4 protein-coding genes and 1 riboswitch are annotated in these 3,691 nt (G+C 34.5%); all 4 genes read right to left on the bottom strand.

Features of this window, described 5'->3' with window-relative positions; all coding sequences use genetic code 11:
* Positions 1–491: 491 nt before the first annotated feature.
* The 4 genes from thiM to thiT are packed head-to-tail and all read right to left on the bottom strand — an operon-like array spanning position 492 to position 3,370.
* Positions 492–1,328 carry a hydroxyethylthiazole kinase gene (thiM, locus tag DER71_RS11760; protein ID WP_114457130.1) on the bottom strand — a complete coding sequence of 279 codons (837 nt, stop codon included), beginning with the start codon at positions 1,326–1,328 and terminating at the stop codon, positions 492–494.
* Between the two features lies 1 nt (position 1,329).
* Positions 1,330–1,980, bottom strand: coding sequence for a thiamine phosphate synthase (thiE, locus tag DER71_RS11755; protein WP_114457131.1), 651 nt, complete (start codon positions 1,978–1,980; stop codon positions 1,330–1,332).
* Positions 1,977–2,786 carry a bifunctional hydroxymethylpyrimidine kinase/phosphomethylpyrimidine kinase gene (gene thiD, locus DER71_RS11750; protein ID WP_114457132.1) on the bottom strand — a complete coding sequence of 270 codons (810 nt, stop codon included), beginning with the start codon at positions 2,784–2,786 and terminating at the stop codon, positions 1,977–1,979. Before thiD ends, thiE begins: the two co-directional genes overlap by 4 nt.
* A gap of 53 nt (positions 2,787–2,839) precedes the next feature.
* Positions 2,840–3,370: an energy-coupled thiamine transporter ThiT gene (thiT, locus tag DER71_RS11745; RefSeq protein ID WP_114457133.1), complete on the bottom strand. Its 531-nt coding sequence runs from the start codon at positions 3,368–3,370 to the stop codon at positions 2,840–2,842.
* Positions 3,371–3,416: 46 nt separating this feature from the next.
* A riboswitch (TPP riboswitch) is annotated at positions 3,417–3,521 on the bottom strand.
* Positions 3,522–3,691: the final 170 nt, after the last annotated feature.

Here is a 3,691-nt window from a genome sequence, read left to right as displayed (position 1 = left end):
TTTTTTATATACTGCTGCAAAAAGGGGAGATGCAGGAATATTGAAATTTTTAGTCAATGAATCTTAACGAAATGAAGGAAGAAATAGGGTTGAACTGCAGGATGGAGTGAGCTAATCATGAGTCAGGAGGACTCATTGATTAGTGTGCCCTATTTCACACCCGAATTGAGTTTTAGATAAATCTAAAAATTTCGTTGATGACTAAAGCCCCTTTTTGCAGCTTGAAAATAAATTTTGTGGAAACTCCTTTTAATATAACATATTGATGTGTCCACAAAAAGGGTATTTGCGGAACTTTAGGCATTTTTCGTTAATCAATCTTAATGAGTTAGAAAGATAAATAAGACCTCAGCACATGATGTGCTGAGCTAATCCTGATACAGGATGTCTCATTTGATTAGGAAGTCTTTATTTCTCTTGTAAACGAATTTTAGTTTGATCGAAAAATGAATTAGAGACGCAAATAACCTTTTTGTGTGAGAACCATATATTTAGTTATAAATTTCAAAACTATTTAATAGATCTTTATTTTTCTGCAGCCTATAAATACCATCCATAAACTTAATCTTAAAATACGCAGGTGCAGCAGCCTCTGCAGCTTTTTCAGCACAGAGATTATATAATAATACAGCAGATACAATTTTTTTAAAATTTTCTGTCCGGTCATTATCCATCAGTGATGAAAACACAGCCAGAGTACTTCCCAGCATACAGCCTGTACCGACTACCTCTGACATCATTTTATCCCCTCTTGCAAAGCTTATATTATTTTTTTGATCAGCAATAAAATCTTCAGCACCTGTAGCAACAATTATCGCATTTTGTTCAGCAGCAAGTTTTAACGCAGACTTCTTGTAGCTATCTCCACTGGAAAGCGATTCTACACCAAGCATTTCTGCTTTACCACCTCCCAGTACATCTATTTCACTCTGATTACCTTTGATAACTGCAAAGTCTACTTTTTTAAGTAATTTTTTGACTGTCATGAGGCGAAAATCGGTAGCTCCAACCCCTACAGGATCTAAAACAACAGGAATGTTAAGCTCATTTGCCCTTTCAGCTGATTTTAACATTATTTCTAAATTTTTATCATTAAGAATACCAGTATTTATTAATAAAGCTGCTGCAGAGTTAAGCATTTCCTGAGCATCTTCAACACTACCTCCAGACATTACAGGTAATGCTCCCCAGTTTAAAGTAATATTTGCACAATCATTAATAGTAACCTCATTTGTAATCTGAAGAATAAGTGGCCTTCTGGCAGAGATTTCTGAAAGAATTTCTTTTGATTCAGTATAAAAATTTTGATAAAGTTCTTTAATAAGCATTTTAAACAGCTCCTCTTTTGACAGCCTTTATTTTTTCTTTAAATTCTTTAACTTCTAAAGCAATGTTTTCAGCCTGTGTTAGAGCAGATATAACAGAAATGGTATCTGCACCTGCAGCAATAACAGACTGACAGTTATCTTTATTAATTCCTCCTATTGCTATAATTGGCAGATTGCTATTTTGACTTATCTTTTTAATAGCAGAACAGCCAATACCGTCTTTTTCTTTTTCTACTTTTTTTGATCTGGTAGTAAATACTGCTCCAACACCAATATAGTCAGCTCCATCAGCTTCTGCTGCCCTAATTTCTTCTTCTCTACAAGCAGAAATACCTATTATTTTATCTTTACCCATAATTTTTCTTGCTTTAGATAAAGGAAGATCATCCTGACCAAGGTGCACTCCATCAGCATCAAGTGCAAGGGCCAGATCTACACGATCATTTATTATTAAATCTACATCAGCTTTTTGAGTTAACTCTTTAATTTTAAGTCCAAGCTGAAATCTTTCTCTAAGTGGGAGAGCCTTCTCTCTAAGCTGAATTACTTCTATTCCTCCCCTGATAGCTTCTTTAACTACTTCAACTGTACTTCTGCCATTAGATAGCCTTTCTTCTGTTAAAAGATAGATATCCCAGTCAATTTTTTTCAATTTATATCACTCCATAAAGCAAAATGATTAACAGGGTTATTACCAGAGCCAACTTTTGTACCCGCTTTAATTGCATCAGTAATATATTTTTTGGATTTTTTGATAGCTTTTTCTACTCCAAATCCCAAAGCTAAATTACTGGCTATAGCAGCAGAAAGTGTACAACCTGTTCCATGAGTGTTATTTGTTGCTATATATTCTCCATTTATACTCATAAAGTTTTTACCATCATAAAGCAGATCTCTTGCTTCTAACAAATCACTATTTTTTTGATTTCTGTGGCCGCCCTTAATAAGTACATATTCAGACCCATAACCATAAATTTCTTCTGCCATAGCTTCTAAATCTGCCTCTGAATTTAGATCCATATCACATAATACCTTTGCCTCATTTAAATTTGGTGTAACAACTCGGGCTAATGGAAATAATTTTTCTTTATAGGCTTTTACTGCAGATTTTTCTAAAAGCAAATCCCCACTTGTTGCCACCATTACAGGGTCAACTACCAGATTTTTCTGTCCGTATTCTTTTATCTTATCTGCAGTTAGTTCTACTATTTCTTTTGCTGCAAGCATCCCTGTCTTAGCAGAGTCAAATTTTATATCCTTAAAAACAGAATCAAATTGTTTTTCGACAAAAGCAGCATCCACAACACTTATTCCCTGTACTCCCAGCGTATTTTGTGCTGTCAGAGCAGTAATAACTGAAGCTCCATATATTTTATGAACTGTCATAGTTTTTAAATCTGCCTGAATGCCTGCTCCTCCCCCTGAATCAGAACCAGCAATTGTTAGTGATTTTTTCATTTATTATTACCCCCCAATTTTTTGCCAATTATCAAGTAATAAACTTTTTTCTACTATTTCTTTTCTAATGTTTTCATTACTATCAGTACTACAACATATGTTACAATTATCGTAGGAATTAAAAATGACCCATTATACACAGCAGAGTAAACCCAAACATTCTGTCCTTTAGGTGCATAACTGCTGAAAAATATTACTCCTGAAAGTATATGGACCAGCAGTCTTAACAAGCCTGCCGCTAAAACAGCCCAGAATATTTTCAGAGGTTTAATTGTGTCATTCTCTCGAATTGAAAATAATCCGGCAGTACCGAGCATCATATATGGAAGTGGATAATCCATAATCAATTGTACTGGATGAATTATATAAGCTCCAAACATTAGCTGTAATAATCCATATACAAGTCCACTAAACATACCTGCACCTGCACCCCAGCGAAAAGCTATTATTAAAATAGGCAGCATTTCCAGACTTACAGATCCTCCCTGCGGCATCCGCCATAATTTAAGAAAATTTAAAACTACTGCTAGAGCAACTGCAGCTCCAATTTCTGCCATCATTCTTGTTGTAAATTTTTTATCCATAATAAAAAACCCTCCTGATTTGCGAGGAACAAACCGGAGGGTTTTATAATCTCATTATTTTTCTGCCTACGCCTGCATTATCAGGATCAGGTCAATGGGTCGATGATTTCTCATCCTCTCAGCCTCCAGTTTGGCTCCCCAGTTTTTAATTTTAAAGTTTGATTATCTATATTCTATCTAAATGTATTATATAACAGAAATTTTATTTTATCAAACTTTTATTTTCAGGAGTTTCCCCAAAATTTATTTTCAAGCTGCAAAAAGGGGGCTTTAGTCATCAACGAAATTTTTAGATTTATCTAAAACTCAATTCGGGTGTGA

The sequence above is a fragment of the Halanaerobium sp. DL-01 genome (assembly GCF_003338615.1).
GTDB lineage: Bacteria > Bacillota > Halanaerobiia > Halanaerobiales > Halanaerobiaceae > QPJE01.
The sequence above is the reverse complement of the archived record's forward strand: the minus strand, read 5'-3'. Positions and strand labels throughout refer to the sequence as shown.

Excerpts from the sequence above, each read along its gene's own strand:
- thiM (WP_114457130.1), bottom strand. The coding sequence starts at position 1,328 with ATGCTTATTAAAGAACTTTATCAAAATTTTTATACTGAATCAAAAGAA.
- thiD (WP_114457132.1), bottom strand. The coding sequence starts at position 2,786 with ATGAAAAAATCACTAACAATTGCTGGTTCTGATTCAGGGGGAGGAGCA.
- thiT (WP_114457133.1), bottom strand. The coding sequence starts at position 3,370 with ATGGATAAAAAATTTACAACAAGAATGATGGCAGAAATTGGAGCTGCA.